The organism is Rhodobacter sp. SY28-1 (assembly GCF_005222785.1).
GTDB lineage: Bacteria > Pseudomonadota > Alphaproteobacteria > Rhodobacterales > Rhodobacteraceae > Tabrizicola.
The window spans coordinates 689373-704061 of the sequence record NZ_STGH01000003.1; the positions used below are offsets into that span (position 1 = coordinate 689373).

At 66.1% G+C, this 14689-nt stretch carries 11 protein-coding genes, 1 tRNA gene and 2 pseudogenes; 7 read left to right on the forward strand and 7 right to left on the reverse strand.

Annotated features, from left to right (window positions below; genetic code table 11):
* Positions 1 to 119: 119 nt before the first annotated feature.
* The 3 genes and pseudogenes from E8M84_RS21970 to E8M84_RS17575 form a co-directional block, all read right to left on the reverse strand.
* Positions 120 to 640: pseudogene (locus E8M84_RS21970) on the reverse strand (transposase); the annotation flags it as partial.
* A gap of 157 nt (positions 641 to 797) precedes the next feature.
* Complete coding sequence (locus tag E8M84_RS17570; RefSeq protein ID WP_137112494.1) at positions 798 to 1481, reverse strand: hypothetical protein; 684 nt, start codon at positions 1479 to 1481, stop codon at positions 798 to 800.
* Positions 1482 to 1512: 31 nt separating this feature from the next.
* Positions 1513 to 2154: an RNA polymerase sigma factor gene (locus E8M84_RS17575; protein WP_240790437.1), complete on the reverse strand. Its 642-nt coding sequence runs from the start codon at positions 2152 to 2154 to the stop codon at positions 1513 to 1515.
* Between the two features lie 647 nt (positions 2155 to 2801).
* Between E8M84_RS17575 and E8M84_RS21700 the strand changes: the two genes are divergently transcribed.
* Together E8M84_RS21700 and E8M84_RS17585 are read left to right on the forward strand one after the other, a co-directional pair.
* On the forward strand, positions 2802 to 3593 hold the full coding sequence (locus tag E8M84_RS21700) for a S8 family serine peptidase (RefSeq protein WP_240790438.1): 792 nt from the start codon (positions 2802 to 2804) through the stop codon (positions 3591 to 3593).
* Positions 3594 to 3984: 391 nt separating this feature from the next.
* Positions 3985 to 5256, forward strand: coding sequence for a PqqD family protein (locus tag E8M84_RS17585; RefSeq protein ID WP_170971979.1), 1272 nt, complete (start codon positions 3985 to 3987; stop codon positions 5254 to 5256).
* On the opposite strand, the pseudogene E8M84_RS21975 reads toward E8M84_RS17585, so the two are convergent.
* The 3 genes and pseudogenes from E8M84_RS21975 to E8M84_RS17600 form a co-directional block, all read right to left on the reverse strand.
* A pseudogene (locus tag E8M84_RS21975) lies at positions 5153 to 5620 on the reverse strand (hypothetical protein); the annotation flags it as partial. The gene E8M84_RS17585 and the pseudogene E8M84_RS21975 overlap by 104 nt on opposite strands.
* Positions 5621 to 5692: 72 nt before the next feature.
* On the reverse strand, positions 5693 to 8080 hold the full coding sequence (locus tag E8M84_RS17595; RefSeq protein ID WP_137112497.1) for a YbcC family protein: 2388 nt from the start codon (positions 8078 to 8080) through the stop codon (positions 5693 to 5695).
* 30 nt (positions 8081 to 8110) lie between these two features.
* Positions 8111 to 9655 (reverse strand): proton-conducting transporter membrane subunit, encoded by a 1545-nt coding sequence (locus E8M84_RS17600; RefSeq protein ID WP_205914633.1) that lies wholly within the window; start codon positions 9653 to 9655, stop codon positions 8111 to 8113.
* Positions 9656 to 9754: 99 nt separating this feature from the next.
* On the opposite strand from E8M84_RS17600, the gene E8M84_RS17605 reads away from it, so the two are divergent.
* From E8M84_RS17605 to E8M84_RS17625, 5 genes are all read left to right on the forward strand, one after another.
* A complete protein-coding gene (locus E8M84_RS17605) occupies positions 9755 to 10627 on the forward strand; it encodes a LysR family transcriptional regulator (protein WP_137112499.1) in 873 nt (290 codons plus the stop codon).
* Positions 10628 to 10723: 96 nt separating this feature from the next.
* A complete protein-coding gene (locus E8M84_RS17610) occupies positions 10724 to 12079 on the forward strand; it encodes a glutamine synthetase family protein (protein ID WP_137112500.1) in 1356 nt (451 codons plus the stop codon).
* Between the two features lie 82 nt (positions 12080 to 12161).
* Positions 12162 to 12235, forward strand: a tRNA-Gly gene (locus E8M84_RS17615).
* A gap of 71 nt (positions 12236 to 12306) precedes the next feature.
* The gene (locus E8M84_RS17620; RefSeq protein ID WP_137112501.1) at positions 12307 to 12621 is read left to right on the forward strand and encodes a hypothetical protein; all 315 of its coding nucleotides are present in this window, start codon (positions 12307 to 12309) and stop codon (positions 12619 to 12621) included.
* 58 nt (positions 12622 to 12679) lie between these two features.
* The gene (locus E8M84_RS17625) at positions 12680 to 13033 is read left to right on the forward strand and encodes a RidA family protein (protein ID WP_137112502.1); all 354 of its coding nucleotides are present in this window, start codon (positions 12680 to 12682) and stop codon (positions 13031 to 13033) included.
* Between the two features lie 59 nt (positions 13034 to 13092).
* Here E8M84_RS17625 and pgi read toward each other — a convergent pair whose 3' ends face one another.
* Positions 13093 to 14688, reverse strand: coding sequence for a glucose-6-phosphate isomerase (gene pgi, locus E8M84_RS17630; protein ID WP_137112503.1), 1596 nt, complete (start codon positions 14686 to 14688; stop codon positions 13093 to 13095).
* Position 14689 lies beyond the last annotated feature (1 nt).

Below are 14689 nucleotides of genomic sequence, written 5' to 3' on the forward strand. Positions count from 1 at the left end.
TACCGAGAGTGTTGCGCTGTTAAGTTAGACCCCTACACGCCTACCGCCGGAGCCAAAAAATCCAATAAATTTTGGATACTTAGATGGGCGACCCTAGGGTCCAGACTCATTGATAGCAAAAGCCACAACATGACCGTTTCGGCGAGTGCGACGGCGGACAGTAAGGTCTTAGCACATCTGTCGTTGCGGGTTGCGACTTTGCGCCGGTCCTTCAGCCGGCCGAACATGATCTCGATCCGGTTGCGGCGGCGGTAGCGGCGCTTGTCGTAGCGGACAGCTTTGCCACGCGACGTCCAACCAGGGATGCAGGCTCGTATCCCCTTGTCTTTCAACGCTTCTCGGAACCAGCCGTCCCTCGCCGGTTCGCTCGAACCGGTGGCGCTCACCGCCTCGATAACCCCCGGTCCGCGATCCCCCATAACGCGTCTTGGGCGGGCCATACTCACGGTTCGGGCTGGCCCTCGAACCGATGGCAGGCCCACCCCTCACCATCGCACCACCTCAATCCATTGCGATTGATGAAGATTATGCCAATCATCACCCGCCGGTCATCGACATGCGGCTTGCCAGGATTTATCGGGAAAAACGGCTTAAACCGTGCCAAATGCTCCCCGGCAAGCCAGAAAAGGCTGCTCGTCACCACCCCCGCAACTTCGGGTGCTTGAATCACGCAGGCCGGGCGGTCTCAAGCCGATTGATGGGTCCTGACCCTAGATTGAGTCACCGTCCCGGCTATCCGGAATGCGCCCGCGCAGCAGCTTTCAGGAGTCCGAAAGACATCCTGTCGGTTTTCAACGTCAATTGCGCGACAAGGCCTCTGCCTCTTCGGCCAGATCCAGCGCCGAGCCTGCGCCAAGATCGTCCAACACCTGATCGATTACTGCGGCAGCGGTATCAGACGCCGGAATGTAGACTTCAGTTTGTCCTGCGGCGATTGCAGCTACAACCGTCCAGCTTCGGTCCGGCGTTTGGCATACGACTGCACGCTCGGATCGGTCATCGGACAGATCCAGATCCAGAAGCCGACACAGGCCTTGATCGGTCTGGTAGCTTCCCAGAACGCGTGCCACTCCGACCTCGGGAAGCATGGTTTCCGCGCCGGTACCAAGGGTCGCAAGCGCAGCCGCTGCAAGGGCCGCGGGGTCGGCCGTGGCTGAAGCGGGCGCAACTGAACGCCCGACCACAAAACTGCCCACTCCGACGGCAAGCAGAAGCGAAGCCGCCAGCGCAAGTGTCGGTGCCGTTACCCGTCGCGGGGGAAACCTGACCAGAGTGGCACCCGGACGCGTATCACCAATCGGCGCATTGCGGATCGATGCCTCCAGCCAATCCGGCGTAGCCCCCGGCGCGAAGGCATCCTGCAGTGCGGCCCGGCTGTCCGCAAAGACGGCGAACCGGGCTGCCAGCGCCGGATCGGCATTGATTGATCGCCGCAGGGCATCGGCGTCGGGGCCGTGAAGTTGGTTATCGGCAAGTGCCATAAGCATGTCGTCACTGGGGTCTTGCATCGGGTCAGGTCCGCATCTTGGAGGTCCGGGGACGTAGTTCGGCGACATTCGAGTTCAGCGCCTGGTGCAATGCCTGGCGCGCGCGCGAAAGCCGACTCATGACGGTGCCTTGCGGCAAGCCAAGCAGGTCCGCTGCCTCGCGGTAGCCAAGGCCAGCCACGCACACTGCAGAGAGCACGTCCTGCTGGTCCTGCGGCAAGGCTGACATTGCACGCTCCACGGCCGACAGATGCAGACGGGCCTCGACCGTGCGGCGGCCATCTTCGCCAATCAGCTCGATCCCGCCAGACTCCAGGTCATCCAGTGCAACGGTTGCGCGCCGCGTACGCAAGGTGTCGATCCAGCTGTTGCGCAAGATGCGGAACAACCAGACATCCAGTCTTGTACCCGGCTGGAACGAAGCAATCCGGCCCAAAGCCCTTTCGCAGCACTGCTGCACAAGGTCGTCCGCCGCATCGGCCGAGCGCGTCAGACTCCTTGCAAATGCACGCAGTCTGGGCAGCAGGCGGATCATCTCGTCCCTGATGTCGTCTTGCATCCGTGCCCCGGTGGTTCCGTATCCGAACTTGCCAATGAAGAACGGCTGACGGCTGGAATTATTCCGTAGGACGCAAAGAGTTTCTCTGCCCAAATCGGCGTCGCGCAACTTTTTCCACAGAGATTGCGGAATAGATCGCCTCTCAATGCCGTTTACGTAGCGGATTGCTGTCTGTCGCGCACAGGCACGGACATGAAGAAGGAGTTTTCAGGATGCCAACGGATCAGCCCGAAGACCGCGGCCGCCGCGCCTTGCTCAAGCGGTTGGGGCTGGCTAGCGCAATGATCTATGTTGCGCCGTCACTTACGCCGGTTTCGACCGCGCGCGCCAGCACCAGCGGTGGCGACAGCGGACCAAGCGGTGGGTCCTCCGGAGGCGGGTCCGGCGCCTCTCGGCCCGCGCCGGCACGGCGAGAGCCGCCAAGGCGCACTGTGCGGGCAGTTCCGCCGCCGCCACCCGAAGTGGTGGCGCTGGTTCCTTCCGGACTGACACGAGAAGCAGCGCTCGCAGCAGGCTATGTCGTCCTGTCAGAACGGTCCGGCGTGGTCGGGACCGACCTCTTGCGCATAGCGCTGCCTGCAGGGAGGACGCCGGCAGAGGCCATCGCCGAACTGGCGCAACTCTTGCCGGGGACAACGGCAGATCTGAACCATCTTTACACACCGGATGACTTCTTGTGCCGCGACGGTCTGTGCGACGCGCATGCAACGGTTGGCTGGAGCGGTTGGCCCAGTGCACTTGCCCCACGGTTGGGCATGATTGACACCGGGGTCAACGTCGATCACGACGCGCTCTCCGGTCAGAAGCTGACCGTTCTGCAAGCCAACCTGGCCGAGCGGAACGCAGCCGGACGTCAGCATGGCACAGCCATCGCGGCCATGCTGATCGGCCGACTGGACAGCAGGGTTCCCGGACTTTTGCCCTATGCCGAACTGATCGCCGTCGAGGCGTTTCACCAGGGTGGCACTGGCGAAGCGGCAGATGCCTTTGCACTTGCCGATGCACTACAGCAGCTGATCGACGCCAGGGTGCAGGTGGTGAACCTGTCGTTTTCAGGGCCTGAGAACGCGGTGTTCGGGCGGGTTGTGGCAGAGGCGCTTGCGCAGGACATCGGCCTTGTGGCTGCCGTGGGAAATGACGGCCCGGGGGCGCCACCCGCCTATCCGGCTGCCTGGCCGGGCGTCCTTGCGGTTACAGCCGTCGATTCCGACCTGAAGACCTATCGACAAGCGGCGCGGGGCACTCATGTGGCATTTGCCGCGCCGGGGGTGAACCTTTGGACCGCCGCTTCCATCAGCGGTGGGCGTCTCAGGTCGGGAACATCCTATGCCGCGCCCTTCGTGACGGCCGCCCTCGCGGTTGAGCAGCTGCGGGTTCCGGCGAAGCCAATGGCGGAAGCTGTAGCCGAACTGTCCCGCTGCGCCCTGGACCTGGGCGAGCCCGGGCGCGACCCGATCTTCGGGTACGGCATCGTATCGTCGCCAAATCAATGCCTTGCGGACTCTGCCGACGGAATGGTGGAAGAATATCGACTGAGCGGGGAATAAAGCCGCATCCCGGATCGTTGTCCTTCTACCTGAAATGAACCGCAGCATCGAAAGGACATGATGATGAAGAAGAATCCCAACCCCTCGAACCCGATGACCCGCCGTCGTCTGCTTGCGCGTGTCGGCCTTGCAGCAGGTGCAGTCTACGTCGCCCCTGCAATGATCGGGCTGGATGCTGCGCGCGCCAGCGGCAGCTCGGGGTCATCCGGCGGAAACTCGGGTCCCTCGAGCAGCGGCAATTCCAGCCCCTCGAGTAGCGCCAACTCGGGTCCGTCGCGTGGCGGCAACTCGGGTCCTTCCCGCGGCGGCAATTCTCGCCCCTCGCGCAGCGGACAGCGCAGCGGTGATGAAATTCCGCTGTGGTTGCGGCGACTGCTGCAAGGCAGCTGACATGGCCGGGACCGATTCCAATGGCATTTCGGGCACGGAGGGCGAGACGCTCTCCGTGCCAGACCTTTGCGAGATGCATTTCGCGGGTGTCCCATCGCCCGTGGTCCTGCCCGATGATCCGTCTGTGTTGCATGCATTCGACCAATGTATTGTCGGTTGGCCATACCGCCGTGTGCCCCTTTCCGCCGAACAGGGTGGGTCCACTCCTCCACTCTGTGTGATCGAGCCTCGGGGACAAGGGCGGTTCCGGGCCCATTCCCGTTATCTTGACGAGCCGCTCGACAATCTCTTTCCGGCGACAGCCATTTGCGTTGTGTTGGCGGACCTGTCGCAGGCCTACTCGGACCTGACCGGCGACCATGTGTTCGGTCTGCATTGTGGTGGGGTCTTGATCGGCGGGCGCGGCGTCATCCTGGCTGGAGAGCGGCGGGCTGGCAAATCCACTCTGGTAGCCCGGCTTTCCAGCGAAGCGGGGACCGAGCTGCTGGGCGATGATGTTCTCCCGGTCGTGGCTGACGGCAGTGTCGTCGGCCTTGGCCTGGCTCCCCGCCTGCGGCTTCCGCTTCCGGATACAGCGACACCTCACTTCACGACCTATGTGAAGCAGTGGCTGGGACCCTTTGACGACCGCTACGGATACCTGTTGACGCCGGCGCTTGCACCCCATGGTCGGCGCGTGAAGGCCGAGGCCCTCATCCTGCTCGACCGTCGACCTGCTGCTCCGGCCGCGCTGCACGCGCTGCCCGCCGATGAGCTTCTGCGCACTGTGGTGGAGCGCAGCATCGCCGGGCCTGTCGGACCCGAAGCAATGTTCGACGCTGCAAGGGAGCTTTCGTCCCGATTGGTGGGACTGCGCCTGGTCTACTCCGACCTGGATGAGGCCGCTGCCCTTCTGCTGGGCGCATTTCCGGCAGATGGAAGAAACGTCGCGGATGCTGTGGCTGTAGCCCAACCGATTCGGTCAGTTCCATCCGCGACCCATTCGGACCCGGGCCTTGCTCCATCTGTCCGCTGCCGCCGTTCCGTGGGAACAGCGACACGCCGCATAGGCGATGCGGCCTTCCTGTGGCGAGTAGGCGACGGCATGCTGTGGCACCTCAACCCGACCGCCCAAGCCATCTGGTCCCTTCTGGCGCGACCTACCACGGCACGGACAATCGCTCGCCACCTCAGCAGTCTGTTCCCGAACGAACCGTCGCAGAGTTTGCTGGAAGACACGATGACGCTGCTTGGCCGACTGGCTGAAGAAGGCTTTGTCGACGTTCGCACTTGAAAACCGCGTGTGCCGCCAATGTGGCGGCAGTGACGTACCGAAGCTCATCCTCCTTAGAGGTATCGCGCTCCTCAGTTGCCCGCACCAGTTCCCGCTCCAGCCGTCGGCCCTCGGACTCGGGGTCCATGTGGGGCACCACTGGTCCTGCGTCCGCGAAAAGCTTCATCCACTGCCGAAGGTCTTCTCGCGAGGCTTTCGGGCTGTGACCGGGACCAAAGGTTACCGACCCTGCGGCAAGGCTCATCCGGCGACCGAACTCCTCGGCGCAAGCCAGCCGCAAGCCGTCTTTCCCTCCGAAACGGCAGGCAATAGCCGCAATGGTCGCCCCCGCCGCCTGCGCCAGTGGCTGGACCGAGGTTGGCGCAAAGCCGCGACGTTCTCAGCCCCTCCGTGGCTTCGGTCCGCACGCCCGACACCATCCGGCTGCTCTCGGCCCTTATGCTGCCGCAGACGTCCGGTCCTGCGTCTGGGCAGGCTCCCACAGCAGCCCTGTCACATAGCGGGCATGGACCCGGCCCTCCTTCAGCGCAAAGAGATGCAGCCAGCCGTTGTCGAACAGCTGCCGCACGCCCTGATGCTTGCGCAGGACCTCCGTCATCGCCTGCACCGGCGCCTCGATCATCACCGACAGCCGCAGCGCCTCATGCGCCGGACGCTCGCCGTCATGCACCGACTGGATCGGCAGGCCAGGGCGCAGCAAGCCGCCGTTGCCCTCGACCACCCCGATCCCGCCGACAACATTGTGGATCAGCTTGTTGCCGCCGCCGAACAGCTGCGGCGCGACGGTCGAGCCGTAGTATTGCAGGCTGATCCAGCTGGCGACGACGACCGGCGCGGTCAGGATCAGCTCCAGCGTGGCAAAACCCTTGTCCGCCTGCCAGTCATAGCTGTGCAGGAACGCCCGGCCCTGCAAATCGCGGCCCGAGGTCGCCGCGCGCGGCGCCGCAATGAAGGCCCCGCAGCCCGCCAGCCCCCATTCGGGCCGCACCTCGGCCCAGTCCGCGGCCCGCTTCGCCAGATCCTCTCCGCCGGCCCCCGGCAGCCGCAGGGACCGTTCCGCCCGCGACAGCTTTCCCGCCCTTGCCAGCCAGGCTTCGGCCTGCCGCAGCTCCGCCGCATGATCCGGCGCGGGCGTGTCGCGGAAAAGCGTCACCTTGTCCGTCACCGTGTCGTGCAGCCCTGCCACGAACAACGTGTCGTCGCGCAAGGACAGACCCTGCGCCGGAAGGCCCGCCCTTGTCTCGGGGTCGTTCAGCAGCGCCGCCAGCAGCCGCGCCGACACCTCCCCGGTCTGGCCGCAGCAGGCCCCGCAATGATAGGCGCTTTCATGCGGGTTGTTCGTCACCTGTGCCCCGTGGCCTATCAGCAGGACCAGTCGCGCGTGGCCTTCGGTCAGGCTCATCGCCCGAAGGACCGCCGCCGCCGTCCTGGCCTTGGCCTCGGGCGACAGCCCGCCCTCGATCCGTGGCATCGGGCCGCGGGTAAGCCCTTCGGCCCCCAGCCCCAGCGCGTCCTTCACCAGCTTTGCGCCATAGCCCGGCCCCGCCGCCTCGACGAAGGCGAAAGAGGATACCGCCGCCTGCCGGAACCGGCCCCAGGCGCGCTTGGCCCGGGCCTTGATCCGGGTTTCCGTCTCATGTGCCTCGTCGCCGTGGCTGGTCGAGATCAGCGCGGCGTTCAACAGCGCAGGCAGGTGCTTCTGCACCTCGTCCGTGCCTTCCGGCCGGTGCGCCACGGGCAGGCCGAAGAAGCCTGCGAAACCGATGGTCTCGATCCCTTGGTCCTGCGCCTCCAGCGCCCGGCGCAGGACTTCCGAACGCACGTCGATGCAGAAGGCCGCCTGCAGGCTGGCCCGCCCCGCCCGGACCTGCGGGCCGGAAAGAAGCCCCGCTAGCCTGCGCTGATGTGCCCGCTCGGCCGCATCCTGCAGCACCGCATCCAGCGCCTGATCGGCCGAGGCCATGAGCGGCGCGCCATGCGCCTGAACCACTGCCTGCCAGTCATCCGCGACGCCCGGGCACTGCGCCAGCAGCGCCTCCTCCCAGACCAGCCGGATCGCCAGAAGATCGGTCAGCGTGGCATCGGTCCCGCCTTGCAGCTCTGCCTGCCACAACAGCCAGCGCGCATGCATCGGCCAGCCACCCAGGTCGACAAGCAGCCGGTGAAGAGCCGTTTCAGCCGCCTCCACCGTCAGCCCCAGCCGCTCGGCCGCGCGCAGGACGGCACGGTCGGCGGTGTCGGGCGCCTCCGACACATGGGCGCAGAAGCCGGTCAGCCCGGCGATCTCGGGCGTCAGATCATGCGTCGCCCATTCCCGCCAGGCGGCGTATGCCCCGTGCCCCGGCCGCGGTGTCCACAAGGCCTGCCCCCGGTCGAAGAACCCCGCCGCCCAAAGCCCGAAGCTGCGCGCGATGACGGCAGGCCAGTCGGTGCCGGTGGCGTTCGCCGCCAGTTCCGCCACCGTAGGCAGCGCCTGCACCGCTGGCGCCGGGCTGTGCATCCGCGCCTTGAGCAGGACCAGATCGCGCGGCTTCACCGGCGAGGGCGAGGCGATCAGGGCGGCAGCCAGATCATCATCCGTGATCTCTTCCGCAATCACTTTCGCGGCGAGATCAGCGCGCGGCTGGGTCAACCTCACCCCCGCCACCCGGGCCAGCCGGGCCGAGGCCTGGGCCAGATCCTCGCCGGTCTGACCCAGAAAGGGGTTCACCGCGACAGTCGCGTCCAGTGGGAAAGCCGGCGGGATCGCACGTGCCGCCGCCTCGGCAGCAGTCAGGAGTTGCGAGGCAAGCGAAGGGGCGATCTGCGTGTGCTTGAGAAACATCTTGGCCTCCATCAGGTCAGGATTTTGGGGTCAGTTCTTCGCGGCCGTCCGGAACCCGCCGATCATGCGGTCCAGAAGCGCGTTGAGGTACAACCCGTTCGCCAGATGCACCCGCAGCCCGGCGGTCGAGGGGTGGTGCGCCCACAAGGGGAACAGCGCCTGGGCAAAGGCCACCAGCGCGAAGGACAGGACCGCCAGCACGATCAGCGCCCATTCCAGCGGACCCGCTACCGGGACGGCGGGCAGGAAGGCACCCCAGACATGCTGGGCCACGACCTGGAAGCTGAAATAGGCCAGCGCCGCCGCCAGCGAGGCCGCAACGGTGCGCCGGGTCAGGGCTCCGGGCGCGGCATCGGCCAGGCCTTGCGCGATCAGGTAGGACACCCCGAAGATCAGTATGGTGCCAAGCGCCAGCGCCTGCGGCGACTTCTCGCCCATAAGCGCCGTGAAGGCTGCGGCGACCGCCACATACAAGGCCAGCGCCAGCGCAAAGGACCGCGCCACCGCCCACAGCCCGGGCACCGCCACGGGACCAGGCTTCCGGACCGCGTTCACCGCCTTGACCGCCCCGCCCGAGGACAGGAACGCGTGCGCCTTGTACAGCGAATGGGCAACGATGTGCAGCAAGGCCAGCGCCCAGAGACCCAGCCCGCATTGCAGCAGCATGAAGCCCATCTGCGCCACCGTGGACCAGGCCAGCGCCGTCTTCACCGCGCTTTGCGTCAGCATCACCAGCGCGCCGAACAGCGCGGTGAACCCGCCCAGCACCACCAGCGCCGCCATCGCGCCTGCACTGTGCTGCACCAGCCCCGCCAGCGTGATCAGCAGGACCCCGCCAGAGTTGATGATCCCCGCGTGCAGCAGTGCCGAGACCGGCGTCGGGGCCTCCATCACCTCGGTCAGCCAGCCGTGCAACGGGAAGGCCGCCGTCTTCAGGACCGCAGCAAGGACGATCAGCGCGACCGCCCCCTGCCCCAGCGCACCCAAGCCCGGGACCTGGGTCAGGGCGGCGATCTCGACCGTGCCAAAGGCGGTCCACAAGAGGACTGACCCCGCGATCAGCGCCAGATCGCCCGCGCCCCAGACCCGGATGAACTTGGCCGCCGCCCGCTGCGCTTCGGGTCGGTCGGGGTAGAACAGCAGAAGCTGCCGCAGGACCAGACCCGTCGCGACGAAACCCGCCACCAGCACCGGCAGGCTTGCCGCCTGGATCAGCAGCAGGACCGAGGCCACCGCAATCAGCGTCAAACAGTGAAAGCGCCCCTCCCGGTCCTCGCCGTCCAGATAGCGGCGGGCGTAGCGGACGACGACCCAGCCCACAAAGGCCACCAGCACCGCCATCGTCACGCTGACTGCATCCAGCCGCGCAACCGGCAAGCCAGCCACGTCCAGGGTCTGCGCGCCGGTCAACCAAAGCTGACCCACCCCCGCCAGTGCCAGCCCAAGGGCGGCATGCGCCGCTACTTCCGCCAGCCGCGGCAATCGTCCCGGGCGGCGCCCCGGGGTAAACGCCAATGGCAGGGCCGCAGCCAGCAAGAGCAGAGGGGAGAGGAAGGTCAGCGGCAGGTGCATCATCGCAATCTCCGTGGTCTCGACGCTGCCAAGCGATCTAGCGCCTGCCTGTCATTTAGAAAATTACATATACTTTGCGTATTCGTTCTATACAATGGAACTATGGCTCCTCTGAACCTGCATCACCTGCGCCTGTTCCGTGCGGTCGCCAGCGATGGCACCCTGACCGGCGCTGCACGGGGCCTGAACCTCTCGCAGTCGGCCCTCTCCACCCAGTTGAAGGCGCTTGAGGCATCGCTGGGGCAGGAGCTTTTCGAACGCCGCGGACGCGGGCTGGTCCTGACCGAAGCGGGCCGAATCGCGCTTGACCACGCCGAGGCGATCTTCCGCACCGCTGATGACCTGACGGCGACCTTGCGCGAAACCGGCCGGACCCGGCGGGCACTACGCGTGGGCGCGCTGGCCACCCTGTCGAGAAACTTCCAGTTGCAGTTCCTGCGCCCGCTGATCGGCCGGGCGGATGTCGAGGTGGTGCTGATCTCGGGCTCGCAAGAGGAACTTCTGCGCGGGCTGGAAGAGCTGGCGCTGGACGTGATCCTCACGAACGTCGCGCCCTCGCGCGATGCCACCAGTCACTGGCTGGTCCACCGGCTGGACGAACAGCCCGTCAGCCTGGTCGGAACACCGGCACGCGTCGGGAAATCGACCCCCTCCCTGCCCGACCTGCTTGCCACGCAGCCCCTTGTCGTGCCCACCCGCTCCACTGGACTGCGCGCAGCCTTCGACGCCCTTGCCGCCCGGCTGCAGGTCACCCCGAACTACGCCGCCGAAGTGGACGACATGGCGATGATCCGCCTTCTGGCCCGCGCCGATGCGGGGCTAGCGGTCATCCCCCCGATCGTCGTGCAGGACGAGCTTCAGTCAGGTGCGCTGGTCGAGGCCAGTCGGCTGGACGGTATCGTGGAAACCTTCTTCGCCGTCACCCGGGAACGGCGGTTCCCGAACCCGTTTCTGGCGGACGTCCTGCCCGGCTGATGCCACCTTGGACGCTGCAAGGTGCGACCACTCGCCTGCCGGGCGCTGCCTGAAATCCCGCTTTACAGCGTGCGAGGCGTTTGCTTCCATCCTGGCATGACCCTGCCCTCCGAACTGGCCGCCTATCTCGACCACCACCCCGATACCCGCTTTGTCGATGCGGTGCTGTACGACCTTTGTGGCACGGCCATTGGCAAGCGCGTTCCCGTACGGGATGCGGCGAAGCTCTGGTCGGGCGGCGTGGCCTTCTGTGCGGGGATCACGACGCTTGACGCGCTTGGCGCTTGCTGGGACGTGAACGGGATCGGGTTCTCGGACGGCGACCCGGACGCGACCAGCTACCCCCTGCCCGGCACCGTGGTCCCTGTGCCCTGGGCCGAAGTGCCCACCGCGCAGGTCCAGATCGCTCCGGCCCCGCCGCCGGACGCCCCGCACTGGTGGTTCGACCCCCGCGCGATCCTTGCCTCGGTCGTTGCGCGCTTTGGCGAACTGGGCCTGAAACCTGTCGTGGCAAACGAGCTGGAATTCTATTTCGTCGATCCCCGGCGCGACGACAGGGGCCGGATTTCCCCTGCCCAACCCGCCCGCCTTGGCCGTGCGCCCGAAGCGCCCCGCGTCCTTGCTTTCGACAAGCTGGACGAATGGGCCGGACTTCTGGCCGAGATCGACGCCGCCTGCCTTGTGCAGGGCGTGCCCGCAGGGGCCGCCACCGCCGAATACGGCGGCGCGCAGTTCGAGGTGAACCTCGGCCATCTCGACGATCCGGTGCTGGCCTGCGACCACGCGCTGATGCTGCGCCGCATCGTCAAGGGCGTGGCCGCACGGCACGGGCTTGAGGCGACCTTCATGTCGAAGCCCTTTGCCGACCAGTCGGGCTCGGGCCTGCATGTCCACGCAAGCCTGGTGGACGATCAGGGTCGCAACGTGTTTGACGAGACGACGCCCGACGGCGACCGCCTGCTTGGCCACGCCATCGCCGGTCTGCAGGCCACGACCTATGACGCCATCGCCTTCTTCGCCCCCAACCTGAACGCCTATCGCCGCTTTGCCCCGAACCAGTTCGTCCCCGTCAACACCTCCTGGGGCTACAACAACCGCTCGGTCTCGTTCCGCGTGCCGATGGGCGGCGGCCGCGCGCGACGCATCGAGCATCGCATCGCCGGGGCCGAGGCGAACCCCTATCTGGTGATGGCGGCGGTGCTGGCAGGCTTTCACCACGGGCTGTCGAACGTGCTTGAACCCACCCCGCCCTCGACCGGCAACGCGGGCGAGGAAGCCGACCCCGAAATGCCTCTGCGGCTCTGGTCTGCGCTGGACCGGCTGGAGCAGTCTGCCCTGATGGCCCGGTATTTCGGCCCCCGCTACCCTGCCGCCTATGCCGCGATCAAGCGCAGCGAGTTCGACGCCTTCATGGCCGAGGTCCTGCCGCGCGAATACGACTGGTATCTGTGACCCCGGTGGCGGGCGATGTCACATCGCCGTCGCCGATTTGCCGCCTTGCCAACCCCGGGCAGGTTGGCTAAATCACCCTCATGCGGGTGTAGCTCAATGGTAGAGCAGAAGCTTCCCAAGCTTACGACGAGGGTTCGATTCCCTTCACCCGCTCCAACCTTGCATCGAAGGAATTGACATCGGTCCTGCCGCGGTTGACGCTTGCGTCACCATTGCCGGAGCCCACGATGTCCCCTCGCCTTCTCCTCCTGCCGCTTCTCCTTCTTGTGCCCGCCTGCGTGTCCGAACCTTCGGGCCCGTCCGAACCCTATGCCTTCGTCGGCAGCTGGGATTGCGGGGTCGAGACCTTCACCTTCACCAGCACCACCTACAACAACGGCGATACAACCTACCCGATCCAGTCCGTGCGCCGCGACGGCCGCAACTACTCGCTCGGCTTTGCGAACGGCTATGTCATCGCTCTTGCAGCCGTTACCGAAACCGGGCTGACCTGGATCTCGGGCGCCTCGGGCGACCAGTTCAACTGCCGCCGCGTGAAGTAGCTTCCGTTCCGGCGCGGAACCGGCTAACCAGCCGCCCGACGCCAACAGGGAGACACCCATGAACACCGACATCACCCGCTACGGCACCGGCCCCCGCATGTCCGAGGCCGTGGCCTACAACGGCATCCTCTGGGTTGCGGGCCAGCTGGGCCAGCCCAAGGGCGGCGTTGCCGACCAGACCCGTGAAGCCCTGGCCGAGGTCGACCGCATCCTCGCCGAAGCCGGGACCGACAAGACGCGCATCCTGTCCGTCCAGATCTGGCTTGCGGACATGGGCACCTTTGCCGAGATGAACTCGGTCTGGGACACCTGGGTCCCGCAGGGCCACACCCCGGCCCGCGCCACGGGTGAGGCGAAGCTGGCCACCCCCGACTACAAGGTCGAGATCATCGTGACCGCCGCGTTGAAGTAACTTCGGCCTGCAAGCTGTTGATAAAAGGACCGGACGCCTCAGGCTCCGGTCCTTTTTCGTCAGCGCAGGAAGTCCACCAGCGCCGCCGTGGACCCGTCCTTGCCCGTCGTGTCGGCCTTGCCTTCCAGCACCGGCTGCAAGGCCAGCGCCAGCTCCTTGCCCAGCTCCACGCCCCACTGGTCGTAAGAGTTGATCCCAAGGATCACGCCTTCGACGAACACCCGGTGTTCATAAAGCGCGATGATCTGGCCCAGCACGAAGGGCGTCAGTTGCTCATAGGCCAGCACCGTCGACGGCCGGTTCCCCGGGAATACCCGATGCCGCGCCTGGCGTTCCAGCTCGGCCCCGGTCAGGCCCTTCTTCGCCATGATCGCCCGCGCTTCGTCCAGCGACCGACCGCGGAGCAGCGCCTCGGCCTGCGCCAGGCAGTTCGACACCAGAAGCAGATGCTGATGCGCCAGGTCCGGCTCATAGCCCCGCTTCGCCACCAGGAACTCGCAGGGAACCACCCGCGTCCCCTGATGGATCAACTGGTAGAACGCGTGCTGGCCGTTCGTTCCCGGCTCGCCCCAGACCACGGGGCCGGAGTTTGTGGTCAGGTCCGACCCATCCACCGCCACCCGCTTGCCGTTTGACTCCATCTCCAGCTGCTGCAGATATGCCGGAAGGCGGCTAAGCCGCTGATCGTAAGGCAGAACCGCCCGCGTGGCATGGCCGCAAAGCTGATTGTGCCAGATGCCGACCAGTGCCAGCATCATCGGCATATTCTGCGCAAACGGAGCCGTCAGGAAGTGCTGGTCCATCGCCCGGCCACCGGCCAGGAACTGATCGAACGCCTCCGGCCCCACCGCGATCATCAGAGACAGGCCGATCGGCCCCCACATCGAATAGCGCCCGCCAACCCAATCCTCGAACCCGAAAACCCGCGCCGGATCAATGCCATAGGCGGCAGTCTTGTCACCCGCCGTGCTGACTGCCACAAACTGCGCGGCAGGGTTCGCCACACGCCCAGACATCCACCGCTTCGCCGTATCGGCGTTGGTCATCGTCTCGATGGTGGTGAAGGTTTTCGAGGCCACGATCACCAAAGTCGTCGCCGGATCAAGGCTTCGCAGCACGTCGTGAATGTGCGCGCCATCCACGTTAGACACGAAATGGCAGCGCGGCCCGTCGGCAAACGGCGCCAGCGCCAGATAGGCCATCGCCGGCCCAAGGTCCGACCCGCCGATCCCGATGTTCACCACATCGGTGATCTTGCCGCCCTGGCCCTTGAACGCACCCGACCGCACATCCCGTGCGAAAGCAGCACAGGTCGCCCGGATCCGGCGCACCTCGGGCAGCACGTCCTTGCCGTCGACCTTGATGACCTCCGCCTCGCCCGCCCGCAGCGCGACATGCAGGACGGCCCGACCTTCCGTGTCGTTGATCTTCTCCCCCCCGAACATCGCGGCGCGCTTTTCGGACACGCCCGAGACCTCGGCAAGTTTCACCAGAGCCGCACGTGTCGCCGCGTCGATGTTGGTCTTGGAATAGTCGAACAGCAGCCCGTCGGCTCTGACCGAGAAATCGCCTGCCCGGCTTTCATGAAAGAGATCAAGAATTTGACGGCCCTTGTTCACGTCGTGAAGCCGCTGCAGATCTGCCCATTTCGTCATG